Annotated in this window: 18 protein-coding genes and 1 pseudogene; 8 read left to right on the top strand and 11 right to left on the bottom strand. The window is 66.1% G+C overall.

What is annotated here, in order from left to right:
- Position 1: 1 nt before the first annotated feature.
- The 4 genes from OU998_RS06020 to ychF all read left to right on the top strand — a co-directional run bounded on the left by OU998_RS06020 (position 2) and on the right by ychF (position 5,095).
- Positions 2 to 2,068 (top strand): TonB-dependent receptor family protein, encoded by a 2,067-nt coding sequence (locus tag OU998_RS06020; protein ID WP_267515918.1) that lies wholly within the window; start codon positions 2 to 4, stop codon positions 2,066 to 2,068.
- Complete coding sequence (locus tag OU998_RS06015; RefSeq protein ID WP_267515917.1) at positions 2,068 to 3,423, top strand: PepSY-associated TM helix domain-containing protein; 1,356 nt, start codon at positions 2,068 to 2,070, stop codon at positions 3,421 to 3,423. Before OU998_RS06020 ends, OU998_RS06015 begins: the two co-directional genes overlap by 1 nt.
- A gap of 13 nt (positions 3,424 to 3,436) precedes the next feature.
- A complete protein-coding gene (locus tag OU998_RS06010) occupies positions 3,437 to 3,931 on the top strand; it encodes a copper chaperone PCu(A)C (protein WP_267515916.1) in 495 nt (164 codons plus the stop codon).
- Between the two features lie 69 nt (positions 3,932 to 4,000).
- Entirely contained in the window at positions 4,001 to 5,095 is a 1,095-nt protein-coding gene (gene ychF / locus OU998_RS06005) for a redox-regulated ATPase YchF (protein ID WP_267515915.1), read from the top strand.
- A gap of 81 nt (positions 5,096 to 5,176) precedes the next feature.
- Here the strand turns inward: ychF and OU998_RS06000 are convergent, their stop codons facing one another.
- From OU998_RS06000 to petA, 6 genes are all read right to left on the bottom strand, one after another.
- On the bottom strand, positions 5,177 to 7,690 hold the full coding sequence (locus tag OU998_RS06000; RefSeq protein ID WP_267515914.1) for a TonB-dependent receptor domain-containing protein: 2,514 nt from the start codon (positions 7,688 to 7,690) through the stop codon (positions 5,177 to 5,179).
- 343 nt (positions 7,691 to 8,033) lie between these two features.
- Positions 8,034 to 9,680: a M28 family peptidase gene (locus OU998_RS05995; protein WP_267515913.1), complete on the bottom strand. Its 1,647-nt coding sequence runs from the start codon at positions 9,678 to 9,680 to the stop codon at positions 8,034 to 8,036.
- A gap of 65 nt (positions 9,681 to 9,745) precedes the next feature.
- The gene (locus OU998_RS05990; protein WP_267515912.1) at positions 9,746 to 11,404 is read right to left on the bottom strand and encodes a M28 family metallopeptidase; all 1,659 of its coding nucleotides are present in this window, start codon (positions 11,402 to 11,404) and stop codon (positions 9,746 to 9,748) included.
- A gap of 151 nt (positions 11,405 to 11,555) precedes the next feature.
- A complete protein-coding gene (locus OU998_RS05985) occupies positions 11,556 to 12,428 on the bottom strand; it encodes a cytochrome c1 (protein WP_267515911.1) in 873 nt (290 codons plus the stop codon).
- A gap of 5 nt (positions 12,429 to 12,433) precedes the next feature.
- A complete protein-coding gene (locus OU998_RS05980; RefSeq protein WP_267515910.1) occupies positions 12,434 to 13,762 on the bottom strand; it encodes a cytochrome b in 1,329 nt (442 codons plus the stop codon).
- A gap of 10 nt (positions 13,763 to 13,772) precedes the next feature.
- Positions 13,773 to 14,315 (bottom strand): ubiquinol-cytochrome c reductase iron-sulfur subunit, encoded by a 543-nt coding sequence (gene petA / locus OU998_RS05975; RefSeq protein ID WP_267515909.1) that lies wholly within the window; start codon positions 14,313 to 14,315, stop codon positions 13,773 to 13,775.
- Positions 14,316 to 14,509: 194 nt separating this feature from the next.
- On the opposite strand from petA, the gene OU998_RS05970 reads away from it, so the two are divergent.
- On the top strand, positions 14,510 to 14,959 hold the full coding sequence (locus OU998_RS05970) for a tRNA (cytidine(34)-2'-O)-methyltransferase (RefSeq protein ID WP_267515908.1): 450 nt from the start codon (positions 14,510 to 14,512) through the stop codon (positions 14,957 to 14,959).
- Here OU998_RS05970 and OU998_RS05965 read toward each other — a convergent pair.
- Positions 14,956 to 15,492: pseudogene (locus OU998_RS05965) on the bottom strand (ATP-binding cassette domain-containing protein); the annotation flags it as partial. The gene OU998_RS05970 and the pseudogene OU998_RS05965 sit on opposite strands and share 4 nt — an antisense overlap.
- 277 nt (positions 15,493 to 15,769) lie before the next feature.
- Between OU998_RS05965 and OU998_RS05960 the strand changes: the two are divergent.
- The gene (locus OU998_RS05960; RefSeq protein ID WP_267515907.1) at positions 15,770 to 16,264 is read left to right on the top strand and encodes a group III truncated hemoglobin; all 495 of its coding nucleotides are present in this window, start codon (positions 15,770 to 15,772) and stop codon (positions 16,262 to 16,264) included.
- Between the two features lies 1 nt (position 16,265).
- Here the strand turns inward: OU998_RS05960 and OU998_RS05955 are convergent, their stop codons facing one another.
- Positions 16,266 to 16,571 carry a type II toxin-antitoxin system RelE/ParE family toxin gene (locus OU998_RS05955; protein WP_267515906.1) on the bottom strand — a complete coding sequence of 102 codons (306 nt, stop codon included), beginning with the start codon at positions 16,569 to 16,571 and terminating at the stop codon, positions 16,266 to 16,268.
- Positions 16,568 to 16,855: a hypothetical protein gene (locus OU998_RS05950; protein WP_267515905.1), complete on the bottom strand. Its 288-nt coding sequence runs from the start codon at positions 16,853 to 16,855 to the stop codon at positions 16,568 to 16,570. The genes OU998_RS05955 and OU998_RS05950 overlap by 4 nt, the downstream gene beginning before the upstream one ends.
- Positions 16,856 to 16,986: 131 nt before the next feature.
- Here OU998_RS05950 and uvrA point away from each other — a divergent pair, with 131 nt between their 5' ends.
- Positions 16,987 to 19,929 carry an excinuclease ABC subunit UvrA gene (uvrA, locus tag OU998_RS05945; RefSeq protein ID WP_267515904.1) on the top strand — a complete coding sequence of 981 codons (2,943 nt, stop codon included), beginning with the start codon at positions 16,987 to 16,989 and terminating at the stop codon, positions 19,927 to 19,929.
- A gap of 3 nt (positions 19,930 to 19,932) precedes the next feature.
- On the opposite strand, the gene OU998_RS05940 is transcribed toward uvrA, so the two are convergent.
- A complete protein-coding gene (locus OU998_RS05940; RefSeq protein ID WP_267515903.1) occupies positions 19,933 to 20,736 on the bottom strand; it encodes a hypothetical protein in 804 nt (267 codons plus the stop codon).
- A gap of 91 nt (positions 20,737 to 20,827) precedes the next feature.
- Complete coding sequence (locus tag OU998_RS05935) at positions 20,828 to 21,625, bottom strand: hypothetical protein (protein ID WP_267515902.1); 798 nt, start codon at positions 21,623 to 21,625, stop codon at positions 20,828 to 20,830.
- Positions 21,626 to 21,696: 71 nt separating this feature from the next.
- Here OU998_RS05935 and trmFO point away from each other — a divergent pair, with 71 nt between their 5' ends.
- On the top strand, positions 21,697 to 23,091 hold the full coding sequence (gene trmFO, locus OU998_RS05930; RefSeq protein WP_267515901.1) for a methylenetetrahydrofolate--tRNA-(uracil(54)-C(5))-methyltransferase (FADH(2)-oxidizing) TrmFO: 1,395 nt from the start codon (positions 21,697 to 21,699) through the stop codon (positions 23,089 to 23,091).
- Positions 23,092 to 23,158 lie beyond the last annotated feature (67 nt).

Genomic DNA, 23,158 nt, shown 5'->3' with positions numbered 1-23,158 from the left:
CATGTCTCTCAAGACCACTGCGGCGCCCTGCGCCCTGCTGCTTGCCTCATTGGCCAGCCCTGCCTTGGCCCAACAGGCGTCCGAGCCCGCCGTCCTCGACACCGTCATCGTCACCGCCCGGCGCAACGCCGACGACCCCGCCGTCGTCGCCGAGGCGCGCGAACGCCTGTCTCGCACGCCCGGCGCGGTCGCCGTCGTCTCGGCCGAATCCTACGCCGACCGCTATGCGCCCAACCTCGCCGACGTGCTGCGCGACGCGCCGGGCGTCTATGCCCAGAAGAAGTGGGGCGGCGACATCCGCCTGTCGATCCGCGGCTCGGGCATCGGCAACTCCAGCCACAATCGCGGCACCCTGCTGGCCCAGGACGGGGTTCCGTTCAACGAGGCCGACGGCTTCGGCGACTTCCAGCTGATCGACCCGCTGATCGCCCGCTACACCGAGGTCTACAAGGGCGGCAACGCCCTGCGCTTCGGCGGCGCCCTGCTGGGCGGGGCGGTCAATCTGGTCACACCGACCGGCCGTACGGCGGCCTCGAACCTGAGCCTGCGTCTGGACGGCGGCTCCTATGGCACGGTGCGCGCCCATGCCGAGGTCGCGGGCGTGCGCGGCGACTGGGACGGCTTCGCCGCCGTCACAGGCCAGAGCGTGGACGGCTGGCGTCAGCAGAGCGAGGGCAAGTCCCTGCACCTGTCCGCCAATATCGGCCGCAGCTTCGGCCAGGACCGCGAGGTGCGGCTGCTGGTCTCGGGCGGCGACGTCCATCAGGAAATCCCGGGCAGCGTCAGCCTGTCGGACGCCCTGACCAAGCCCCAGACGGCGACGCTGAGCAACGTCACACTGAACTACCAGCGCAATATGCAATCGATCCGAACGACCTTGCAGACGCGCTGGCGGCTGGACGAGTCCACCGTGTTCGAGGGCGCGATCTATGGGACGTGGAAGGATCTGGACCACCCCGTCTTCCAGGTCATCGATCAGGAAAGCCGCAACTATGGCGCCTTCGGCCGGTTCGACTGGCAAGGTCAGGTCTTTGGCCTGCGCGCCGACGCCTTCTACGGCGCCTGGTATCGCCAGGGCGACCTGGACGCCAAACAGTGGGCCAATCTGGCCGGCCAGCAGAACGGTCTGCGCGCCCGCAGCTTCCAGAACGCCAAGGGGCTGGACGTCTTCGGCGAGGGGCGGCTGTTCGTCACCGACCGCCTGGCCCTGGTCGCCGGGGGAACCTGGGGCCGCGCCGAGCGGGACTATCAAAGCTATGTGGTCCCCGGCGTCGCCGACACGATCGACCTGAGCGTCGATAAGACGTTTGACTGGTTCGCGCCCCGCGCCGGCCTGTTGTGGGAAAGCGAGGAAGGCGATCAGGTCTTCGCCAACGTCACCCGCTCTGTCGAGCCCCCCAACTTCTCGGCCCTGTCGCCGACCGCCAGCGGCTATCAACCCCTGGTCCCGCAGGAGGCCGTGACCTGGGAAGTCGGCACGCGCGGTCGCCGCGGCCCCGTGACCTGGGACGTCACCGCCTATCGCGCCGACCTGGACCATGAGCTGCTGAACTTCGTGATCGACAACGCGCTGGGCATTCCCGCCTCCACCTTCAACGCCGGGCCCACGGTTCACCAGGGGATCGAAGCGGGGGTGGACTGGCGGATCGCGCCGCAGTGGCGCCTGCGCCAGACCTACGCCTTCTCGGACTTCTACTTCGACGGAGACAAGGTCTATGGCGACAATGACCTGCCGGTCGTGCCGCCGCATCTGTACCGGGCCGAACTGCGGTATGATCACCCGGCCGGCTGGTTCGTGGCGCCCAGCGTGGAATGGTCGATGGCGGATTCCTGGGTCGATTACGCCAACACCCTGAAGTCGCCCGCCTATACGGTGGCGAACCTGAACATGGGCTGGACCGTGCGGCGCGGCCTGACCGTCTTCGCCGACGTGCGCAACCTGTTCGACGAGGCCTATGTCTCGAACTTCAGCGCCGTCACCGACGCCAGCCTGGCCAGCGTCTCGACCGCCGTCTTCTTCCCCGGCGAGGGCCGCTCGGCCTATGTCGGCGTGAGGATGAGCTACTGATGGCCGGGAAGGCCGCAACCCAGGCGCCGGACGATCTGTCCGGCGCCTACCGGGCCGTCTGGCGCTGGCATTTCTATGCCGGCGTCTTCGTCATGCCCGTGCTGATGCTGCTGGCCCTGACGGGCGGTCTGTATCTGTTCAAGGACGAGATCGACGGCGCCCTCTATCGCGACATGATCCGCGTGCCGGTGGCCCAAACCCAGACCGCGCCGACGACCTGGGTGACGTCGGCGGCCCAGGCCGCCGGCGGCGGTCGGGTCGCCAATCTGGTCCTGCCCGCCCGGCTGGACCAGGCCGTCCGCCTGCGGGTGGATCGGCCCGACGGGGTGCAGAAGACGGTCTTCGTCGATCCGCACACAGGCCGCGCGACCGGCGTCATTCCCGCCGGCGGGTTCATGGAACTGGTCAAGAAGACCCACAGCCTGACCCTGCTGGGTCGGCCATTCAACATCCTGGTGGAGATCGTGGCGGGCTGGACCATCATACTGTTCGCCACCGGCCTCTATCTGTGGTGGCCGCGCGGACGGGCGGTTGCGACCTTCTCGCCCCAGACGAACGACACACGACGACGCCCCTTCTGGCGCGACCTGCACGCCCTGACCGGCGTCTATGTCGGCGGGGTCGTGCTGTTCCTGGCGGTCACCGGCATGCCCTGGTCGGCCTTCTGGGGCGACACGGTGATGGACGCGGTCAAGTCCAGCGGTCTGGGCCGCCCGCCGGCGCCCGTCGCCGGGGCCTGGCAGCGCGCCGAACACCATGACCAGCCCATCGGCGCCGGTTGGGCCATGGACGGAATGGTCATGACCCACGACCACGCGGGCCACGGCGCCCTGGATCGGGTGCTGAAGGCCGCCGACGACGCCGGTCTGGCCCGGCCCTACGCCGTCAACATCCCCGCCGCCGGCGGCACGGCCTATACGATCACGACTCAGGCCCGCCGGGTTCAGGACAGCCGGTCCCTGTACATCGACGCCGCCTCGGGGCGCCTGCTGGCCGACCTCGGCTACGACCGGTTCGGCGTCGGCGCCAAGGCCATCGAATGGGGCATCTACACCCACCAGGGCACCCAGTTTGGACAGGTGAACCGCATCATCATGCTGCTGGGCTGTATCGGCGTCTGGCTGCTGTCCATCAGCGGCCTGATTATGTGGTGGAAGCGCCGCCCGCCGAACCTGTCGCGCCTGCGCCTGGGCGCCCCGCCCGCCCCACCCGGACCCCGCGTCCGCGCCGCTGTCCTGGGCATCGTCCTGCCCCTCGCCGTCCTCTATCCCCTGACGGGCCTGAGCCTGGTCTTGGCCGTATTGCTCGATCGAGCCGTGCGGCCGATGATCCGGCGTCGTCCCGCCGTTTCCTGAAAGAACCGACGCCATGAAAACCCATCTGTCCCTCGCCGCCATCGCCCTCGTTCTGGCGGCCTGCAACCCGCCTGCGGACAAGCCGGCCCCTGCCGCTGAGGCGACGGCCGCTGTCGTGGCCGCCGCCGACGCCTGGTGCCGCCCTTCGCCCAACGGAGCCAAGGCCGGCGGCTGCTACGTCACCCTGACCGCCGCGACCGACGACCGCCTGACCGGCGGCGCCAGCCCCCGCGCGGCCGAACTTCAGGTCCACGAGATGAAGACCGAGAACGGCATGATGAAGATGGCCCAGCTGACCGAGGGCCTGCCGCTGCCGGCCGGTCAGGCGGTCGGCCTGGCGCCCGGCGGCAATCACCTGATGCTGATCGGCCTGACCGCGCCCCTGGTCGCCGGCGAGACCGTGCCCATCACCCTGAAGTTCGCCTCGGCGCCCGAGGTGACGGTTCAGGCGGCGGTGCGCCAGCCCGCAATGGCGGCCATGGCGGGCATGGATCACAGCGCCCACTGACGCCTTTTGCAGCGCGAGCCTGACAAACGGGATCGAACCCGCTAAAGGCTCGCGCTCACGAGGAATACCATGGCTCTTAAAGTCGCGATCGTCGGCCTGCCCAACGTCGGCAAGTCCACCCTGTTCAACGCCCTGACCAAGACGGCGGCGGCCCAGGCGGCCAACTATCCGTTCTGCACCATCGAGCCGAACACCGGCGACGTGGCCGTGCCCGAGGCGCGTCTGAACGCCCTGGCCGAGATCGCAGGGTCCAAGGAAATCATCCCCGCCCGCATCACCTTCGTCGATGTCGCCGGCCTGGTGCGCGGCGCGTCCAAGGGCGAGGGCCTGGGCAACCAGTTCCTGGCCAATATCCGCGACTGCGACGCCGTGGCCTTCGTCGCCCGCTGCTTCGTCGACGACGACATCACCCACGTCGAAAACCGCATCGATCCGATCGCCGATCTGGAGATCATCGAGACCGAGCTGATGCTGGCCGACATGGAAAGCCTGGAGCGCCGCCGGCCCCAGCTGGAGAAGCGCGCCAAGGGCGGCGACAAGGAGTCCGGCCTGACGCTGAAACTGGTCGATCTGGCCCTGGCCCAGTTGAACGCCGGCAAGCCCGCCCGCACCGCCGACGTCTCCAAGGAAGACGCCAAGGCCTGGCACATGCTGCAACTGCTGACCGCCCTGCCCGCCCTCTATGTCTCCAACGTCGAGGAAGGCTCGGCCGACAAGGGCAATGAGCTGTCGGACAAGGTCGCCGCCCGCGCCGCCACGGACAACGCCAACTCGGTCGTCATCTCGGCCCAGATCGAATCCGAGATCGCCGTCCTGGACGATGAGGAGCAGAAGGAGTTCCTCGAGACCCTGGGTCTGGAAGAACCCGGCCTGAACCGCCTGATCCGCGAGGCCTACAAGCTGCTGGGGCTTCAGACCTATTTCACGGTCGGCCCGAAGGAGGCCCGCGCCTGGACCATCAATGTCGGCGACACCGCGCCCCAGGCGGCCGGCGTCATCCACACCGACTTCGAAAAGGGCTTCATCCGCGCCGAAACCATCGCCTTTGACGACTTCGTCGCCCTGCGCGGCGAAGCCAAGGCGCGCGAGGCGGGCAAGCTGCGCGCCGAAGGCAAGACCTATGTCGTCAAGGACGGCGACGTGATGAACTTCCTGTTCAACTGAGCGGTCGCCCCACACGCTGAACAGCCCGATCGCCCCCGTCGCACCAGCGGCGGGGGCTTTTCATGATCGGTCTCGCCGTGATCAGAAATCGTAGCGTAGCGAGAGGTTGACGGTGCGACCGTTGGCGGCCCGCCCCAGACCGATCCCGTTCGCCGGCACGGACGGGGTCGTGATCTCGATGAAGGCGACCTCGTCGAACAGGTTGTTGGCGTCCAGCATCAGCTGGACCCGCTCCCTAGGACGGTACTGGACGAAGGCGTTGACGAGCACATAGCCCGGCATCTTCATCTGGTTGACGTCCTGCACCCAGCTGCTGGTCGTGCCGATGATATTGGCCCCCACCGAGACCTTGCGGCTGTCATACTGCGGGCTGGCCTGGAAGATGAAGTCGGGCTGGCGACGGGGGACCATGCCGGCCACGGCGGCGTTGAACTTGTCGTTCACAATCTCGGCCTGGGTCCAGGTGACCCCGCCCGTCAGGCTGAAGGGCCCCCGACGATAGGCGGCCTCTGTCTCCACGCCATAGGCGGTGTATTCCCGGTCGGTGGTGATGGCCCCGGCCTGGACGTTGGTGTCCTCCGTATCGGCCGAGAAGCCGGTGACGTTCACCGTCAGCGTGGGCGTGCGATATTTGAACCCACCCTCCAGCTGTTCGACGATGTCATAACCGTCTTCCGGATCGGGCATGCTGCCGTCGGTCATACTGACCTTGCTCGAGAACAGCACCTTGTCCGCCCCCGCCCGCGCGCCGCGGCTATAGCGGGCGAACAGGGCGAACGGCTCGGACACCCGGAAATTAATTCCGCTAGAATAGCTAATGTAATCATAGTCATAGTCGACGGGCGCCGGTCGATCCAGCGGCGTGAACGCCGTCCGAGATTCCGCAAACGATATGACGCCGTCGCCATTGAAATCGACGGACGTCATGCCGACCCGCCCACCGCCCAGATCGGCCCCGTACAGCTGACCGCTGACCTGTCCCGTATCATAACGGACGCTGGCCCCGATCGCGATCCGACCGAACCGGTAGTTGACCGAGCCATAGGGCGCCGCGATCTCGTACTGGACATCATATTTCCGCCTGAAGAAGGCGGTGGCGCCCGAGCGGTTGAAGCCCAGATACCCGTCCTGCGACCTCAGCGCGCCGCCGGCCGTCCTGTAGTTGATCAGCGCGGACTGACCGTCGCCCGCAACATCCTGCAGATGGTTCGAATACAGCCAGTCGCTATTGTAGTTCTGGATCGAGTTATACAGCCCGCCCGTCACCGTCAGTTCGCCGCCCGGGAGGGTGAAGGCGCGCGTGGCGCGAAGGTCGCTGATGAAATTGCCCAGGTCGCTGGAATCGACCCGGTTCAACGCCGAGGCCACGACCAGACCATTGCCGTTGATGGACCCGAGGTTGGCGATAACCTGTCCCGCGTTCGGACCGGTCGCATAGGTGAATGTCCCGGTTCCCCCGCCCAGGGAGGCCGGCATGGCGCTGCCGGAATAGATGGCGGAAACCAGGTTGCGGGTCGTGCCGCCCGCGACTTTCGAGTAACGGGCGCGGTGTGTGAGGGTCCAGTCTCGGACATCAAACTGAGACTCCACGCCGATTGATCGCACGTGGGCGTCCTGACCCTGGCTGAGCGGAAACCGGGCCGGATTGTTGGCGCCGTCCAGAGTGATCAGATCCCCGAGGTAGCCTGCCAGCATGGAGTCGCGCCGAACATCATATCCGTTGAAGCTGCCGAAGTGCGGATCATCGTTGGTGCCGGTGATCCGCACCGGCCCCGGCAGATAGTGCGGCGACCTGTCATCCAGATATTTGCCGGACAGGCGGACATAGCCATTGGCGAACTTTTTGGTGAGGTTGAACTTTAACTGGCCGCCCTCATAGGCTTTGAAGCCGACGTCCCTCTGACCTTCGCCTGAGCGGTAAAAGCCGCCGATATGGAAGCGCAGAGTATCGGTGATGGGCGCGCCATAGTGGAAGTCCACTCTGTTGCTGTCATAGTCGAGCCCGGTCGTGACCTGGATCGCGCCGCCTTTGACCTGCCCCGTCTCGGAGATCAGGTTGATGACCCCGCCCGGCGAATTGGACGCGAAGGTCGAGGCCGAACCGCCCCGGATGGCCTCCACGGCCGCCAGATTGAAGTCGGCGCGGATGAAGATGTCCGTCGCGCCGTTGAAGAAGTCCCCGAACTCGAGGACCGGCAGCCCGTCTTCCTGGATCTGCATATATTTGGATCCGCCGGACGCCAGCGGAAGGCCGCGGATCGTGTAGGCGGAACTGCCGTCGCCGGTCGACGCCTCGGTTCGGATTCCGGGGACCGTACGCAGGATATCCCCCAGAGAACGGGCGCCGAGCACCTGGATCGCATCCTGCCTCAGCGCGCTGGTCGAAGTCGCACTGTCCAGCGGATCGCGACCACGGGCGACCCCCGTTGAAAAGACTTGCTGGGCGGCGGCGGCGGCGGGCGGGGCAGATCCCCCGTTCTGAGGCTGGGTGACGATGACATCTGCGGCAGCTGCGCCGTCGGGCTGCGCTGCATGGGCGGAAGTGAAGGCCGAAACAGCCAACACCGGGCCGATGGCAATGATTACTGTTTTCAATCGCACGAACAGTCCTCCAAACTGAATAGCTTTTTTGAGAGGACGTATCGACGTCAGTTAATGACGATATAAAACGTTGGTTTTTGATCGATAATTGCGTCTATTTAAGTATCCATACCTAGCCATTTATACGTATCAAGGCGCGATTCTTTCTGCATGAACCGACACTCTCAAGGAAACGGGGCGATTGTGGAAGCAGCCGGCTATTGTTCCGACTCGAACATATTCCCAAGCGGATTGGCCGGATCCCGCGCTCTCGGCGAGCCGGGGCAGAGCAACAGTTTCACCGTCCTCATGCCACGATCAATATGGGCCAGGTTCACGACGTCGCCGCGGGCCGCCTTTAACGGCGCTGGTCGGCGGTGGCGTCGCGGATGGCGTTGAACTCCGCTGTCGGCTTCCATGCCGGCCAGGTCTCGCTGTCGGCCACCGTCAGCCCCAGCCGATACAGCAGGTCCATGTTTTGCAGCGCCGCCGTGAAGTCATAGTCGGCCCGCCACTCGTCCGTCAGCTTGTGGTAATAGCGGCCCATCTGGGCTTCATAATAGGGCGTGCCGGCCTCCATGCCGCCCTCGACAAAATCGCGACCGCTCCACGGCATCAGGGCCGGCACCCCGCCCGCCGCAAAGTTGAAATGGTCGGAGCGGTAATAGAAGCCCTCCTTGGGATAGCCGTCGCCGGTCACGGCGCGCCCTTGACCCGCCGCGAACCGCGCCAGAATATCCTCCAGTTCCGACTTGCCGACGCCAAACACCGCCACGTCCCGCGTCGCCGGCGTGAAGGGCAGCATGTCGATATTGATGTCCGCCGCCGTCTTCGCCAGCGGATAGACTGGGTCGGCGGCATAGGCCTCCGAACCCAGCAATCCCTGCTCCTCGGCCGTTACGTGCAGGAAGACCACGGTGCGCTCGGGCGCCGGCCCCGCCTTGAAGGCCCGCGCCATCTCGATCAAGCCGGCTGTGCCCGAGGCATTGTCCCAGGCCCCGTTGTAGATGTCGTCGCCCTCGGCGTTCGGCTCCTTGGCCTTGCCGATGTGATCCCAATGGGCGGAATAGACGACATATTCGTCGGGTCGCGTCGTGCCTGGGATCTTCGCCAGCAGATTGTTCGAGTGAATCACCTCGGTCGACTCGGCAATATCCAGCGACAGCCTGGCCTCCAGAGCGACGGCGCCGCCGAGGCCGGCCGTCTTGGCGCGTGCGACCGCTTCCGTCAGGGCCGCCCCTCCGAGGGCGGTTCCTGTCGCCGTATTGATGGAGCCGGTGAAGCGCGCATCGGCTGAGCCCTTGACCGTCATTTGCGGCCGGGTCGCGCCGCCGACAGCGCGTCGCCAGCGGCTGTCCTCTTGCTGCAAGGTGATGACGCCCACGGCCCCGCGCTTCAGCGCCTCCTGCATCTTATGTTCGGTCGATCCGTAGAAGTTCGGATCGTCGCCCAGAGGTTCGGGTTGCCCGCGCAGAATGACAACGACCTTTCCGGTCAGATCGGCGTCTCCATAATCGTCCCACCCAGGTTCCGGCGCCACGACACCATAGCCGGCGAAGACCAGCGGCAGGTCTTCCAGTTTCAGCACAGGATCATTCCGACCGGCGCGCAGGGTGATGTCCGTGCCCGAGATCAAGTCATGGCGCGCGCCGTCCGGCCCGGTCCAAGCGGCCGTCGGCGCCCTTTCGGGCTTGAACCGCACCAGATCGACCGGCTGGAGCCAGGCGTCGTCCCGCCCGCCCGGCGCCAGCCCCAGGGCTTCATACTGCGCCTGGAGATAGGCCAGGGTCAGGCGTTCGCCGACCAGGCCGGGGAAACGCCCCTCCAGCTCATCGGCAGACAGGTATTTGATGTGATCCGACAGCCGCTGTGCGCTGAACTCGGGCGTCGTGGCGGACGCCGTCGCGAAAGCGTCGTCGGGTGCGGGCGCCGCGCTGACCGGAACGGTGGCGCAGACCGCTAGAAACAGCGCCGCCAGCGCCACGGAACCACGACGAAAGGACATGAGCCTGGCTCGACAATAGGATCAAAGAAATATGGGCCGGGAGCGTGTCCCGGCCCGCGAAAACCTCAGCGACGCTGGGCGGCCGTCGTGGCGCGCACCGGGGCGAACTCAGAGCCCGTCTTCCATTCCGGCCAGTCGCGGCCGTTGGCCAGGGCGCGGCCCACATCATAGAAGACCGTCAGATCCTCCATCATGCCGCGATAGTCCCAGTTCGGCGACCATTCGTCCGCCGCCTGGTGGTAGCGTTTGGCGCCATATTCGGCGCGGTCGGCCTGACGCTGGGCGATCGGCTCGTCGCGGAAGTCGCCCCGGCTGCCCGCATAGGCCATCGGCACGCCGCGCTTGGCCAGGGGGAAGTGGTCGGAACGATAATAGGTGCCGGCCGCGTTTTCATAGTCCGGCGCCAGGGTGCGGCCCTGGGGCTGAATCGCCGCCGCAAGCCGCTCGTCGAAGTCGGACTGGCCGTAGCCGGTGACGCCCAGCTCGGCGACGCGGCCGTAGACGTTCATCGAATCCATGTTGAACCCGCCGACTGTCTTGGCCAGCGGATAGACCGGGTTCACGGCGTAGTATTCCGAGCCCAGCAGACCACTTTCCTCAGCGGTGAAGCTGATCATCACCACCGACCGTTCGGTGCGGGGGCTGCGTCCATACATCCGCGCCAGTTCCAGCAGGCCGGCGGTGCCCGAGGCGTTGTCGACGGCGCCGTTGAAGATCCGGTCGCCCGTCGCGTCCGGCTCGCCCATGCCGATGTGATCCCAGTGGGCGGTGTACAGCACCGTTTCGTCCGGGTGGGTCGTGCCCGGCAGGCGGGCGATGACATTGTGGCTGGTGACCTGGTTGGTCGCCACATCGAACTCGGTCGAGAAGCCGGCGCCGGGCAGGGCCACGGGCTGGAAGTCGCGGCTGCGCGCCTGGACCTTCAGCGCCTCGAAATCCAGCCCCGCGCGGCGGAACAGGTCCACCGCCACATCGCGCTGGATCCAGCCCTCCATCGGCACGCGCTCGGCCGCCGCATTGGGCCTCAGGATGTCGAACTGGGGCACGCCCCACGAGTTGGCGACGGTCGCCCAGCCGTAAGAGGCCGGCGCCGTCTCATGGACGATCAGAACGCCCGCCGCGCCGTGCTTGGCCGCCTCTTCGTACTTGTAGGTCCAGCGGCCATAATAGGTCATGGCCTTGCCGCCGAAGGTGTTCAGCGCCGGCTCGTCGAAGTCGGCGTCATTGACCAGGACGACCAGGATCTTGCCGCGCAGGTCCTGGCCCTTGAAGTCGTTCCAGTTCCGCTCGGGCGCCGTAATGCCGTAGCCGACAAAGACCAGGGGCGCGTCCTTCAGACTGACGTGCTGCGCCGGACGGCGGGTCGAGATGGCGACCTCCCGCCCCTGGGTCATCGGCAAGCTCCAGTCCCCCAGCTTCAGCGAGGCGCGGACATTGGATTGCACGAACCGGTTCAGGATGACGTCCTGGGTCCACTGACCGTTCGGCCCGCCCGGTTGGAAGCCGGCGGCGGCGTACTGTGTGCTCAGATACTGGACGACCTTGTCTTCGGCCGGGGTGGCGATGCCGCGTCCCTCGAAAGCGTCGCTGGAAAGGATGCGGATATCCTCTGAAATCCGCGCGGCGTCGAACGAAGCTGCGGCCCGATCCGGTCCGGCGGTGGCGCAGGCGGACAGGGTGACGCCGGCCAGCAGCACGGCGGCGAAGGAAGAGACGATACGCATAAACACTTGGCCCCACAGCCGGAAATGAAGTCGCCGACCCTAGGGGGCGAAATCCGTCATGTCGATTCCATGTCAGCCGCCATTTGTCGCAATCAAAAGCCCGCCGAAGCGGACTTCGGCGGGCTGATGATCGGGTGCTGGAAGCCGACGCCTAGTGGGCGACACCCTTCCAGACGCGGCGATAGCTGGCGTAGGTGACGCCGGCGAAGATCAGCAGGAACAAGATCACCCCGAACCCAGCCTGTTTGCGTTCGACCATCTTGGGTTCAGAGGTCCAGGCGATGAAGGCAGCGACGTCCTTGGCATACTGGTCCACCGTCTGGGGCGAGCCGTCGTCATAGGTCACCTGGCCAGCCCGCAGCGGCGCCGGCATGGCGATGAAGCCGCCCTCCGGCACATGGTGCTTGTCCCCGGTCCAGAAGGGCGTCAGGTCGCCGGCCATATAGGGGTTGTAGTGCTGCCCTTCCCGGATCGTCAGGCCCGCCGGCGCCGCGCGATAGCCCGACAGCAGCGAGTAGATGTAGTTGGCGCCGTCGTGACGGGCCTTGGCCATGACCGATAGATCAGGCGGGGCCGCTCCGCCGTTGCCTGCGGCGGCGGCCGTGGCGTTCGGATAGGGGCTGCGGAACTTGTCGGCGGGCGTCGCGTCGCGCTGGATCGGTTCGCCGGTCTCACTGTCGATATCCGGGACCTGAACCTGTTTGGCCAGGGCCTTGACCACCGGATTGTCGTTCGGGTTCGGATATTTCGGATTCCAGAACGGCCCGTGGCGATCACCCAGATTGCGATAGTGCATCAGGTTCATGCCGTGACAGGCCGAACAGACCTCCTGATAGACCTTGTAGCCGCGCTGAAGCTGGCCCTGATCATAGACGCCGAACGGTCCCTCGAAGCTGAACCCGCCCGAGCGCGGATGGGCAGCCCCGCCCGAAGCCAGGGCCGGGGCTGCGGCCAGCAGGCCGAGGGCCACGGCCGCCGACGCGATGAGCCTGGACATCGAGGCGTTGATTTTCACGGTCATCATGGCCCTCACCCCTTCTTCTCAGGCGAGGCCGGAGCGAGCGCCGGCATCGCGTCCGCACCCGTCAGGACCGGCTCGGAAATAGTGGCCGGGATCGGCAGGGGCGTCTCCTTCAGGCCGACGAAGGGCATGATGACCAGGAAGAACAGGAAGTAGTAGGCCGTGAACAGCCGCGTCAGCCACAGATAGGAGTTGATGTTGCCGTCAAAGAGATTGAAGCCCGCAACACCCGGAATGACCTGGGCGTCCGGCAGCTGACCACCGCACCAGCCCAGGCCGACGCCGACCACCAGGAAGATGAAGAAGAAGGACCGCATGGTCGGCCGATAGCGCATCGACCGCACCTTGGAGGTATCCAGCCAGGGCAGGACGAACAGCACGCCGATGGCGGCGAACATGGCCACCACGCCGCCGAACTTGTCCGGGATGGCGCGCAGGATGGCGTAGAAGGGCAGCATGTACCACTCGGGCACGATGTGCGCCGGGGTCTGCAGCGGGTTGGCCGGGATATAGTTGTCGGCGTGGCCCAGGGCGTTCGGCTGATAGAAGACGAAGATCGCGAACAGCAGCAGGAACAGGATGATCGCGAACCCGTCCTTCAGCGTGAAATAGGGGTGGAAGGGCAGCATGTCCTTCTTCGAGCGATCGGCGGGGATCAGGATGCCGACCGGATTGTTCTGACCCGCCGAGTGCAGCGCCCATAGGTGCAGGACGACACAGCCCAATATGGCGAAGGGCAGCAGATAGTGCAGCGAGAAGAAGCGGTTCAGCGTCGCATTGTCGATCGCCGGTCCGCCGCGCAGCCAGATCAGGATCGGCTCGCCGATCACCGGAATGGCCCCGATCAGATTGGTGATCACCTCAGCGCCCCAGAAGGACATCTGGCCCCAGGGCAGGACGTACCCCAGGAAGGCCGTGGCGATCATCAGGAAGAAGATCACGCAGCCGATGATCCAGATCATCTCGCGCGGCGCCTTGTAGGAGCCGTAGTACAGGCCCCGCAGCATGTGCAGATAGACGGCGATGAAGAACATCGACGCGCCGTTGGCGTGGACATAGCGGATCAGCCAGCCGCCGTTGACGTCGCGCATGATCCGCTCGACCGAGGCGAAGGCCAGATCGACCTGCGGCGTATAGTGCATGGCCAGAACGATGCCGGTGACGATCTGCGTCATCAGGCACAGGGCCAGAATGCCGCCGAAGGTCCACCAGTAGTTCAGGTTTCTGGGTGTCGGCAGCGACATATAGTCGGCGCCGAAGCGGATGATCGGCAGCCGGGTGTCCAGCCACTTCTCGATGCCCGTTTTCGGGACGTAGGTGGATTCGTGTTCGCTCATGTCCTCCCCCTCAACCGATCTTGACGCGGGTATCGGACGCGAACTCGTAGTCCGGCACCACCAGGTTCAGGGGCGCCGGTCCTTTCCTGATCCGCCCGGACGCATCATAGTGCGAACCGTGGCAGGGGCAGAACCAGCCGCCGTAGTCGCCGGCCCCGAAGGTCGGAACACAGCCCAGATGGGTGCAGGATCCAACCACAACCAGATATTTCTCGTGGCCCGGCTTGGTGCGCTCGGCGTCGGTCTGGGGCTGTTTCAGGCCCGGCGCGTGGTCGTCGGCAATCACGCGCTGCAGTTCTGCCGGGGTGCGATACCGCACGAACACCGGTTTGCCCTGCCATTTGATGACGACCTGCTGGCCCTCCTGCACCTTGGTCAGATCGAACTCGATCGAGGCCAGGGCCAGGGTGTCGGCGGCGGGGTTCATCTGGTTGATCAGGGGCCAGGCGATCATCGCCCCGGCGCCGACCGCAGCGGCGCCCGCTGCGATATGGATGAAGTCGCGGCGATTCGGATCGCCCTCGCCTTCCGGAATCACACCCGTCTCGGCCACGTTTCACCTCTCGAAGACCGCCGGGAGCGCCTGTATTGGCGTTCCTCTTTTGCGGCACGAACCCTAAAATCGAGACCCAGTATTCCCCCCGGCCTGTATTTGCGGCCTATGACCGCAAGTCGCTGACGTTTCTTGCGAAACGTTCGCAGACAGACCGCGACAAACCCCCAGGCCGCGTATAATAATGGATTAGAATGCGTCTCGCCCTTTTTCAACCTGACATTCCTCAGAACGTCGGCGCCTGCATCCGGCTATCGGCCTGTTTCGGGGTCGAACTGCACGTCGTAGAGCCCACAGGCTTCCGTTTCGACGACCGCGCCATGAAGCGGGCGGCCTTGGACTATGGCCCCCTGTCGCATATGCGCCGCCATGCCGACTGGGACGCCTTTCAGCGCGACCGCCCCGCTGGACGACTGATTCTGTTCACCACACGAGGGGCCACCCCCCTGCCCGATTTCGTCTTTCAACCCGACGACACGCTTCTGTTCGGCAAGGAAACCTCCGGCGCGCCGGACTATGTCCACGCCGCCGCCGACGCCCGGGTCGTGATTCCGCTGCGGCCGGAGGCGCGCTCGCTGAACTTGTCGGTCACCGCAGGAATCGCCCTGTGGGAGGGACTGCGCCAGACCGGCGGCGTCGGTTAGAGGACGATTGTCCTGCCGATTCGGATAGCGTCCAGAAAGTCGGCGTCGTGGCTGGCCACGACCAGGGCGCCGTCATAGACCGACAGGGCGCCCTCGACGGCCGCGACCGAGTCCAGGTCCAGATGATTGGTCGGCTCATCCAGAATCAGCAACTGCGGCGGCGTCGCCCCCGTCATGACGCAGGCCAGGGCCGCGCGCAGCCGTTCGCCGCCCGACAGAGCCCCGACCTTGCGATGCGCCATGGCGTTCCGGAACAGGAACCGCGCCAACGCCGCCTGGGCGTCGTTGAGCGAGCCTTCGGGATTGAGCCGCCGCCAGGCCTCAACCAGGGTTTCGTCCGGCTTCAGGATCGCGGCTTCCTGATCCAACAGCACCGCGCGGACCGGCCGTTCCACCCGCCCCGTCGTCGGCTCGAGCGCGCCGGACATCAACCGCAGCAGGGTCGTCTTGCCCGCGCCGTTGCGACCGACGACGCCGGTGCGCTCAGGCCCGAACGTCAGGCTCAGATTATCGAAAAGCGTAACGCCGTCAGGCGTCCTAGCGGCGACCTTGGCGAGGGTCGCGAGCGCGGACGGGGACCCGTTTCGGCTTGGGCTGGTTGGCATGGAGGATCACGAGCAGCATGGCGGACAGGGCGGAACCGGTGGCCAATGCGATGATCATGATCGTCAAACCTTCTGCAAAACGCGTCAGAACAAGGAGGATGGGTCGTAATCCTGAAATGTGCAAGTCTGGCGTCGAACACGGCCGCGTGAGGTTGGGCGGATCGTCCAGTGGCGCGAGCTTCAACGCCCGGCTATTCCCCGCCTTATGGAAAGTCGCTTCCGCATCGAAGACCCCGCCGGGGCCGCCGCCCGCCGCGAGGCGACCGTTCAGCGTCTGCGCGACGAGACCGGCATAGACGAGGCCATGATCGACGCCCTGGTCGAGGGCTTCTACGCCCGCGTCCGCACCGATCATCTCATCGGCCCGATCTTCGCCGAGCGCATAGACGATTGGGGCCCGCATCTGGCGCAGATGAAGCTGTTCTGGTCGTCTGTCGCCCTATCGACCGGCGTCTATCAGGGGCGGCCGATGCCGAAACACCTGCCCTTGCCCATCGACGCCCGCCATTTCGACCGCTGGTTGGAGGTTTTCGTCGAGACCGCACGAGACCTGTGCCCGCCCGTCGCCGCCGCCCACTTCATCGAACGCGCCCGCCGCATCGCCGAAAGCCTGGAACTGGGGATCGCGACCGCCAACGGGGTGATGCTGGCCAAGGGCGAGCGGTTCGTGCGGCCGACCCAGGGTTGGACGCCGGATTAGATCAGGCTGGCCAATCGTCCCGCGAATGCCAATCCTCTCGTGAGTGGATGTCGTGCGAGACGACGACGCGCCGCTGCTCCACCCGATAGATAATCACATAGGCGCCCTCGCCGAATGGCGCCTTCAGCCGGCGGTCGTATTCGTCGATCTGCTGGCCCCGGTTCGGCATATCGGAAAGCGAACGCAGCGCTTCCTTGACCACGGCGCGCATACGCTCGACGGCCGATGGAGCGGCCTCAGCCAGGAAAGATGTCAGTCGCAGCAGATCCCGTTGCGCAGACGGGAGCACCACGACCGTGAACCTCATCTCGCCTTCGCGCGTAGTTTCTCGTCGAGAGCGGCGTCGAACGCGGCCAACGCATCTTCGAGCGGAATAGTCTCCCCCGTGCGCTCATATTCCGCCCAGCGCTCCGCATCTTCAGCGACCCAGGCGGCCGGATATTCGCGCATTCCGCCGATACTGATATCGCCGATCACGCCGTCCATCAGTTGCAAAGCATAGGCCGTCGGGTCCACGCCCGCCGCCTCGGCCGCCGCCTTCAGCCGCCGCGCCTGATCTTCGTTCAGGTGGATGTCGAAACCCTCGGCCATGGCGCGACGATAACTCACCGCGCCCAGCGCAGCAATGTTCGCACATTGTTCTTGCTTCAATCCTGCGATTCATCCCCATATAGCGATGTCGCGCCGGACCCGCCCGGCCCTTCCCGCGTTCTCCGGACAGCATGACCGAAAAGCACAATTTCATCCGCGTTCGCGGCGCCCGCGAGCATAACCTCAAGGGCGTGGATCTCGACATCCCGCGCGAGCAGTTGGTGGTGATGACCGGCCTGTCGGGCTCGGGCAAATCCTCGCTGGCGTTCGACACCATCTACGCCGAGGGCCAGCGCCGCTATGTCGAGAGCCTGTCGGCCTATGCGCGCCAGTTCCTGGAGCTGATGGGCAAGCCGGACGTGGACCTGATTGAGGGCCTGTCCCCGGCCATCTCCATTGAGCAGAAGACGACGTCCAAGAACCCGCGCTCGACCGTCGGCACGGTGACCGAGATCCACGACTATATGCGCCTGCTGTGGGCGCGGGTCGGCGTACCCTATTCGCCGGCCACCGGCCTGCCGATCGAGAGCCAGACCATCAGCCAGATGGTCGACAAGCTGGTCGCCCTGCCCGACGGCGAACGCATCCTGCTGCTCGCCCCCGTCGTTCGGGGCAGGAAGGGCGAGTACAAGAAGGAAATCGCCGAGTGGCAGCGTCAGGGCTTCCAGCGGCTGAAGATCGACGGCCAGTTCTACGCCATCGACGAAGCCCCGACGCTGGACAAGAAGTTCAAACACGACATCGACATCGTCGTAGACCGGATCGTCACCAAGCCGGACCAGGAAGCCCGCTACGCCGACAGTCTACAGACCGCCCTGGGTCTGGCCGACGGCATCGCCAACGCCGAGTGGGCCAGCGTCGCCGAGGGCGAGACCGCGCCGCGCAGCCTGCTGTTTTCCGAGCGGTTCGCCTGTCCGGTGTCCGGCTTCACGATCAGCGAGATCGAGCCGCGGCTGTTCTCGTTCAACAATCCCTTCGGCGCCTGCCCGGTTTGCGACGGCCTGGGCGTCAAGCTGGCCTTCGACGCCGACCTGGTGATCCCGGATCGCGACAAGAGCCTGCACAAGGGCGCCGTCGCCCCCTGGGCGCGCGGCCCCTCGCCCCTCTATACCCAGACGCTGCAGTCGCTCAGCCGCCACTACGGCTTCTCGATGGACGTCGCGTGGCGCGAACTGCCCGCCCAGGCGCACAAGGCGATCCTGTACGGAACCGGCGCCGAGAAGATCAAATTCACCTACGACGACAACGCCCGCAAATACGAGGTCTCCAAGCCGTTCGAGGGCGTGCTGCCGAACCTGGAGCGTCGCTGGCGCGAGACCGACAGCGCCTGGGTGCGCGAGGAGCTGGCTCGCTATCAGTCCGAGACCCCATGCGACGCCTGCCACGGCAAGCGGCTGAAGCCCGAGGCCTTGGCGGTCAAGGTTGGGGGGCAGGACATCGCCGACGTCTCCACCCTATCGATCAAGAAGGCCTACGACTGGGTCCAAGCCCTGCCTGAGGCGCTCAGCGACAAGCAGATGGAGATCGGCCGGCGCATCCTGAAGGAGATCGGCGACCGGCTGCGGTTCCTGAATAACGTCGGCCTCGACTATCTGTCGCTGTCGCGCGCCTCCGGCACCCTGTCGGGCGGCGAGAGCCAGCGCATCCGACTGGCGTCCCAGATCGGTTCGGGCCTGACCGGCGTCCTCTATGTGCTGGACGAGCCCTCCATCGGCCTGCACCAGCGCGACAACACCCGCCTGCTGGAAAGCCTCAAGGGCCTGCGCGACCTGGGCAATTCCGTGCTCGTCGTCGAGCATGACGAGGAGGCCATCCTGACCGCCGACTATGTCATCGACATGGGCCCGGCCGCCGGCGTCCACGGCGGCGAGGTCTGCGCCGAGGGCACGCCGGCTCAGGTCATGGCCAATCCGAAGTCGCTGACCGGCAAATATCTGACCGGCGAGCGCGAGATCGAGATCCCCGTCGACGGCCGTCGTCCCATCGACCGCAAGCGGATGCTGAAGATCAGCGGCGCCAGCGGCAACAACCTCAAGAGCGTGACCGGCGAAATCCCCGTCGGCGTCTTCACCTGCATCACCGGCGTGTCCGGCGGCGGCAAGTCCACCTTCACCATCGAGACCCTGTACAAGGCCGCCGCGCGCCGCCTGAACAATGCGTCCGAAGCCCCCGCCCCCTTCGACCGGATCGAGGGGCTGGAGCATTTCGACAAGGTCATCGACATCGACCAGTCGCCCATCGGCCGCACCCCGCGCTCGAACCCGGCGACCTACACCGGGGCCTTCGGTCCCATCCGCGACTGGTACGCCGGCCTGCCGGAATCCAAGGCCCGCGGCTATGGCCCTGGCCGGTTCAGCTTCAACGTCAAGGGTGGCCGCTGCGAGGCCTGCCAGGGCGACGGCGTCATCAAGATCGAGATGCACTTCCTACCCGACGTCTATGTCACCTGCGACGTCTGCAAGGGCAAACGCTACAACCGCGAGACGCTGGAGATCGTATTCAAGGGCAAGTCGATCTCGGACGTGCTGGACATGACGGTCGAGGAGGCCGCGACCTTCTTCAAGGCCGTGCCGCCGATCCGCGACAAGATGCTGACGCTGGAGCGCGTGGGCCTGGGCTACGTCAAGGTCGGCCAGCCCGCCACCACCCTGTCGGGCGGCGAGGCCCAGCGGGTCAAGCTATCCAAGGAACTGGCCAAACGCGCCACCGGCCGCACCCTGTACATCCTCGACGAGCCGACCACCGGCCTGCATTTCGAGGACACCCGTAAACTGCTTGAGGTGCTTCAGGAACTGGTCGAGGCCGGCAACACCATCGTGGTGATCGAGCACAATCTCGATGTCATCAAGGTCGCCGACTATCTGCTCGACTTCGGCCCCGAGGGCGGCGACGGCGGCGGCGAGATCGTCGCGGTCGGCACGCCCGAACAGGTGGCGGGCAACACCGCCAGCTGGACCGGCAAATACCTCAAGGAGGTGCTGGACCGGCACGAGACCCGCCGCAAGGCGCGGGTCGCGGCCTTGGGCGGATCGGTGGAGCCGGCGAAGAAGAAGCGGGCGAAGGCGCCAGCCTGACGGTCAGGCGATGTCGCGAACAGTGGCGGCGAACGGCGTCCACAGCAGCACCGAAACCAGCATCGCGCCAAACGGAATCAGCAGAAGCAGCAGCAGGTTGGGAAGCAGCGCACCCGCGCCTGTTCCCCCGAGGGCGGCGGCCAGAGGCCAACCGATCAGGAACAACAGCACCACGACGAAAAGCGCCATGACGAAGGCCAGGACCGTGATCCCCAGCAGCGGCCAAAAGACGCGCCCCGACATGCGCCAGCCTTCAGCAAAGCTGAACTTGTGACGCTTCAACGTCAAAGGGGCGATCAGCGACAGCCGCACGCTGAGAAACACAGATAGGGCCAGGCCCAGGAGATTGAAGAAGAAGCCCCCAAGCAACCCCAAGGCCTCGCTCGAAAATCGAACCAGGAACTCGCTGGCGCTGCTGACGGCAAAACTGATCGCTGTGACGATGATCGTGACAAGGAGCAGACGAAGCTCATCGCGCCCCAGACGCAGGAAGCCATACGCCTTGTTCTCCGGCTCGAGCACGGCGCGATAGACCGCCGCCGAGACGATGGACTGCACCCCGATCACGAAGGGCGCGGCCATGGCCGTCATCAGATAAACCGCCCGCGTGGCCTCGGCGGAAAGCGCGGAGGGATCCCCCGCCGCCGACTGGATTTCGGCGGCATAGGGCGCCGCGATGGGAACGGCGACCATCGAGGCTATGAATAGTCCCGCCAGCCAGACAAGCGCCCAGAGCAGAATGGGCAAGGGGTTGCCGCGGGTGACGCGAAATCCCTCAAAGGCCGCGTCTGTCGCGGAAAAGCTCATGATCAACTCCAGCCCAAATCATCGGGTCGCCGTCGAGGCGCGATGCACGGTCAACCGCTTAGACCGAACCGTCTCTGACGTCGCGGGCCTTCTAGCTTTCTGTCGAAGGCGGCGTCCAGTATTCCAGTCGCAGATAGGCCGCGCCGAGGAAGCCCATCGTGAGGGGCGCTTCCAGGCCGCACAGAACCACCGCCCACACGACCCAGCCGAAGAGGCCGGACAGCAAGCCTGCGCTTGTCAGGATCAACAGCGCGATCTTGGGCAGGCCGACCACGAACAGTCCGCCCAGCAAAGGCCAGAAACTGCCCTGCGCAATCCCCATGCTGTTCAGCGAGACCATATGGCCGCGCCCCAGGGTCGCCGGGGCGAACAAGGCCAGACGCACGCCCATCACCAGAAGGCCGAAAAGGGCCAGCAGGGTCACGACCGCCAGCAAAGCCAGCTTCCACGCCGGACCGACCGCCCCCCAGTGCCGCTGATTGATCGCCTCGGCGTCCAGGCCCGCCATGCCGAACACCGCCAGCAGCAGCAGGGCGACGACGGACAGGATCATCGCCATGAAGACGGCGCACAACAGCGCGGCGCCAAGCAACCGCAGTTCCGGCAGGCCGAACTGAAGCCCCGCCGGTCCCAGGCCCAGCCGCTTCGCCGTCGTCGCGTCATCGCTGACGGCGATCCGCGTCAGGGCGCCGATCAGCACCAGGCTCCCGGCCAGACCGAAGGGGGCCCAGATCAGGCTGACCGCGCCTAAGGCCAGATAGGCAAAACTCCACACCACAGCGCAGGCCAGGATCGCACCCCATGCGCCCTTCCAAGCGCGCGGAAGCCCCGCGAAGGCCGCCGACAGGGCTTGGCCCAGCCGCAGATGCCGATGACTGCTCACGCTCACGCCCCCATATCCCCGCCTCTGACATAGCAGGGGATCATGACATCACGCCAGACGGCCGCTAGAAGGCCGCGATGACTGCTTCCCCCTCTCCTTCCCCCATCCACGTCATCGGCGGCGGCCTCGCCGGGTCTGAGGCCGCCTGGCAGATCGCTCAGGCCAGCGTGCCCGTCATCCTGCACGAGATGCGCGGCGTGCCCGGCGTCAAGACCGACGCCCACCAGACCGACGGCCTGGCCGAACTGGTCTGTTCCAACTCCTTCCGGTCGGACGACTGGGAGCACAATGCGGTCGGCCTGCTGCACGCCGAGATGCGGGCGCTCGACTCGATCATCATGGCCTGCGGCGACGTCAACCAGGTGCCGGCGGGCGGCGCCCTGGCGGTGGACCGCGACGCCTTCTCCGCCGCCGTGACGGCGAAACTGGCGGCCCACCCGCTGATCACCATCGTGCGCGAGGAGATCGCAGGCCTGCCGCCGCAGGAGTGGGACAATGTCATCGTCGCCACCGGCCCCCTGACCTCGCCCGCCCTGGCCGAGGCCATCCTGAAGGCGACCGGCGAGGAAAGCCTGAGCTTCTTCGACGCCATCGCCCCCATCGTCCACGCCGACAGCATCGACTTCGACATCGCCTGGCGTCAGTCGCGCTATGACAAGGAGGGCCCCGGCGGAGACGCCGCCGCCTACGTCAACTGCCCGATGGACAAGGTCCAGTACGAGGCCTTCATCGACGCCCTGCTGAACGGCCCCAAGGCCGAGTTCAAGGATTGGGAGCACGTCCCCTATTTCGACGGCTGCCTGCCGATCGAGGTCATGGCCGAGCGGGGCCGCGAGACCCTGCGTCACGGCCCGATGAAGCCGGTCGGCCTGACCAATCCGCGCGATCCCCTGGTCAAGGCCTACGCCATCGTCCAGCTGCGCCAGGACAACGCCCTGGGCACATTGTTCAACATGGTCGGCTTCCAGACCAAGCTGAAGCACGGGGTCCAGGCCGAGACCTTCCGCATGATCCCCGGCCTCCAGAACGCCCAGTTCGCGCGCCTGGGCGGCCTGCACCGCAACACCTATCTGAACAGCCCCCAGCTGCTGGACAAGCAGTTGCGCCTCAAGGCCATGCCCCGCCTGCGCTTCGCGGGCCAGGTCACCGGGGTCGAGGGCTATGTCGAGAGCGCCGCCATGGGCCTGCTGACCGGCCGTCTCGCCGCCGCCCAGGCTTTGGGCCGCGACCTTGCCGCTCCGCCGCCCGAGACCGCCATGGGCGCCCTGGTCGAACACATCACCGGCGGGCACCTGGAAGGCTCGAAATTCCAGCCGATGAACATCAACTACGGCCTTCTGCCCCCGCTGGAGGCGCCCAAGGTCGACGAAGAGGGCAAGAAGATCCCGCTGAAGGAACGCGGCCGGGCCAAGAAGCGGCTGCAAAGCATCCGGGCGATGGACAGCCTGAAGGCTTGGCGGGACGCGGGCTGAGGCTCAGCCCCAGTGGGGTGGGCGCGCCCCGCCCCATCACTCCACCGCTTGTCCCCAGGTCGCTTTG

The organism is Brevundimonas sp. SL130, from assembly GCF_026625805.1.
Lineage (GTDB): Bacteria > Pseudomonadota > Alphaproteobacteria > Caulobacterales > Caulobacteraceae > Brevundimonas.
Note: the sequence above shows the minus strand (reverse complement) of the source record. Positions and strands in the feature narration are given on the sequence as shown.